Consider the following 3413-nt stretch of genomic DNA (forward strand, 5'->3'; position numbering starts at 1 on the left):
GTCGGCGGCGAAGGCCGCGCGCCCCAGCACGGGCTGGCCGTCCTCGACCGTCAGCCCGGCCCGTCGGGTCACGGCCATCATCGTGCCCGTCGCATCGAAGAAATCGCCCAGGAAGAAATACAGCGTCACCGGCAGAACCAGCCCGATATGGGTCAGGAACCCGTGGAAATCGAACGAGAACAGCAGATGGGCCGGATAATGCGGCCATTCGATCCAGCGATCCGGCAGATGCGTCACCACGGTGCCGTCCGGATGGTGGACGAAGCAGCCCGCCACCGTCAGCACGACGATGGACAGCAGCATCCCCGCCGGCACGCGCAGCATCCGCAGCGCCCCGGCCAGGAACAGGCCCGCCGTCGCCAGCAGCACGGCGGGGTCGCGCAGCGCGCCGAAGGAAAATCCCTGCGCCCCCGCCACCGCCAGGCCGCCGCTGACCATGCCGATATGCGCGATGAAGGCGCCGATCGCGCAATGGATGCCGTTGCGCACCGGCACGGGGAAGCCCATGACGATCTTCTGCCGCCACCGGCTCAGCGACAGAAGCACGAAGGCCACGCCGCCGATCAGCACCATGGTGAAGGCGACCGGCGGCGCGATGCCCATCTGGGCCACGACGACCTGGGCGAAGATCAGGTTGCTGCTCATCGCCGGGGCCAGGGCGATCGGCAGGTTGGCCATCACCGCCATCAGCAGCGACCCGCAGACCGAGGCGGCGATGGTGGTCATGATCATGTCGTGCCGGTCCAGCCCGGCCAGCGCCATGATCGCGGGGTTGACGATCATGATATACGCCATCGCCCCGAACGTGGTCAGCCCGGCAACCAGTTCCCGCACCACGGTCGACCCCCGACGCGTGACGTGAAAGGTCCGATCGACCCAGCCATGAACCCCCGCGCCGTCCTGCTTCACCCGTCCCTGCCCCCTCTGCGACTGTCTTCCGGCCCACGGGCCGTATGCGGCGCGACTGTCCTACCGCTTCCGTTACGATGCAAGAGCGCCGCGCGCGGACCGGCGAACCTTCGCTCCATGACCGCCCGATCGCCGGACCGGCCCCTGGCTGGTATCCCGCCCCCGAAATTCATATGATGGGTTGCGGAAATCAGTATCCATCTAAGCATTTGATTTAATTTGAAGACTACCAGGACGACAGAGTGCCCGATTTGACGATTCAATATGTTTTCCGAAATGTTTTCCCCACACCGGCCATGCCGGCCGGGCGGAATCAGGCATGAAGGGCGAATCGGCTTCGACCGCCGACGCCGCGCTGCAGCACGTCTTCGCCGCGACGTCGCCCGCCGCGCGCCAGGTGGTTCACGACCTGGTCCGGGACCACACTCCGGCGCTGGTCGCCGCGTTCTACGCGCATTTCACCGAACATGCCCAGGCAGGCGGCTTTCTGGCCGACGCCGCCACGACCGACCGGCTGCATGCCTCGCTGGCGCGCTGGCTGGGCGAATTATTCCCCGCCACGCCGCCCGCCCCGACCCGCCTGGTCGAGGCCCAGCGCCATATCGGGCGCTTCCACGCCCGGGCCGGGATTTCCGTCGCCCTGGTGTCCGAAGGCGTATCGCTGATCCAGCGCGCCCTGATCCAGGCCCTGGGGACGCGGACGCTGGACCATGACCTGTTCACCGACGCGGTCATCTACATCGTCGGCACCCTCTCCGGAGCGATGGGGCTGATTTCCTTCACCTATTGGCGGCACCGCGAGCGCACGGCGGCGGCCGACACCGCCTATCGCCTCTTCGCGCTGAACCAGGACCTGTCGCGTGAGGGCGAGACCCAGAAGGCGGCGCTGATGGCCTGGAGCTACGACGTGCTGCGGACGATCTGCGCCGCCCGGACATCCGACACGCCGCGGCCCGCCGGGCTGGCCCGCTCCGAATTCGGCCTGTGGGTGACCCACAAGGTCGGATTGCTGTTCGACGGCACCGCGATCGTCCCCCATCTGACCGGACTGATCGCCCGGATCGACCAGGACAGGCTGCCGGCGATCATGCGCACCGTCGCGGCGGGCGACGACATGTCCGCCCCGCTGGCGGCGCTGCACGCCGACGTAACCGAGATCATGAACAGCCTGGACATGCTGTTCCGCAGCAGCCGCAATGGCGGCGACGCCGCCGACCCGCTGACCCGGGTGCTGAACCGGCGCTTCCTGCCGTCGATCATGTCGTACGAATTGCGGGTGGCCAACCAGACCGGCCGGCCGCTTGCCGTACTGTTTCTGGACGTGGACCATTTCAAGCACGTCAACGACACCCACGGCCATGCCGGCGGCGACGCCGTGCTGCGCGCCGTCGCCCGGGTCGTGGAAGAATCCTGCCGGCCCAGCGACATGGTCTTCCGCTATGGCGGCGAGGAATTCCTGATCGTGCTGGGCGACACGGACGGCACCCGGATGGCCCAGGCCGCCGAGCGCCTGCGCCGTCAGGTCGAAGCGACCGCCGTGACCATGCCCGACGGCACGACCTGCCGCATGACCGTGTCGATCGGCGCGGCGCTCTATTCCGGCCATCCGGATTACGAATACCTGCTGCGCCGGGCCGACGCGGCCCTGTACCGGGCCAAGAAGAAGGGCCGCAACCGGACCGAGATCGCCGAGGCCGAACCGCTCGTGGTGGCGTAGCTCCCGGCCCCGTCAGGCCGCCGCCCGGTCGCCCGGCGGCCGGGCCGGGCCGACGGGCGGGCGGTTGTTCACGCCATGGGTCAGCATCACCTCGCCGATCGTATCCGCGGTAATCAACCCCATCAGCCGGTCATCCGGGCCGACCACGGCGACCGCGGGCGGGCTGGGCGGTTCCTGCAGCAGGCGCAGCGCCTCGGACAGCGGCTGATAGGGATGGATGGCGGGAATCGCAGGCACCATCGCATCCGCCACCGCCCCGTCGGGACCGTCGACATGCAGCCGCGCGACCAGGGCGGATTGGGTCAGCACGCCCCGCAGCCGCTCCTGCCCGTCCATGACCGGAAAGACCGGCTGGGCCGTCCGCACCAGGGCATCCGCCGCATCGCCCAGCGTGGCCGACAGCGGCAGGGCCTGATAGCGCGTCATCATGGATTCCCCCGCGATCAGCCCCTGCGCGACCTGGCGCAACTGCACCATGTGGGATTCGGCCGCGGCGCCCAGATAGACGAACAGCGCGATGAACAGCAGGATCGGATTGCCCAGCAGTCCCAGAAATCCCAGCCCGATCGCCACCCCCTGCCCGATCGAGGCCGCAACCTGCGTCGCATGGACGAAGCTCATGCGATAGCCCAGCAGCGCGCGCAGCACCCGCCCGCCATCCATCGGAAAGGCCGGCAGCAGGTTGAACAGCAACAGGAACAGATTGACCGTCGCCAGGCGCGCCACCAGGTTCCCGGTCCCGAACGCCCCCGCCGCCGCGGCCAGGCTGGGCCGGGTGCCGGTCGCC

At 68.8% G+C, this 3413-nt stretch carries 3 protein-coding genes; 1 reads left to right on the forward strand and 2 read right to left on the reverse strand.

Annotation, left to right across the window (positions count from 1 at the left end):
• Positions 1–909: NCS2 family permease (locus HUK84_RS12950; RefSeq protein ID WP_176640663.1), on the reverse strand; the 909-nt coding region annotated here is incomplete at its 3' end.
• 319 nt (positions 910–1228) lie between these two features.
• Between HUK84_RS12950 and HUK84_RS12955 the strand changes: the two genes are divergently transcribed.
• Positions 1229–2626, forward strand: a complete 1398-nt coding sequence (locus HUK84_RS12955) for a GGDEF domain-containing protein (RefSeq protein WP_176640664.1) — start codon at positions 1229–1231, stop codon at positions 2624–2626.
• A gap of 12 nt (positions 2627–2638) precedes the next feature.
• Here HUK84_RS12955 and HUK84_RS12960 read toward each other — a convergent pair.
• A partial coding sequence (locus HUK84_RS12960; RefSeq protein ID WP_176640665.1) for a CBS domain-containing protein occupies positions 2639–3413 on the reverse strand: 775 nt, incomplete at its 5' end.

This window comes from Nguyenibacter vanlangensis, assembly GCF_013376155.1.
Lineage (GTDB): Bacteria > Pseudomonadota > Alphaproteobacteria > Acetobacterales > Acetobacteraceae > Gluconacetobacter > Gluconacetobacter vanlangensis.

What these genes read in the sequence shown, in the direction of transcription:
- HUK84_RS12955 (WP_176640664.1), top strand. Translation starts at nt 1,229, where the DNA reads ATGAAGGGCGAATCGGCTTCGACCGCCGACGCCGCGCTGCAGCACGTC.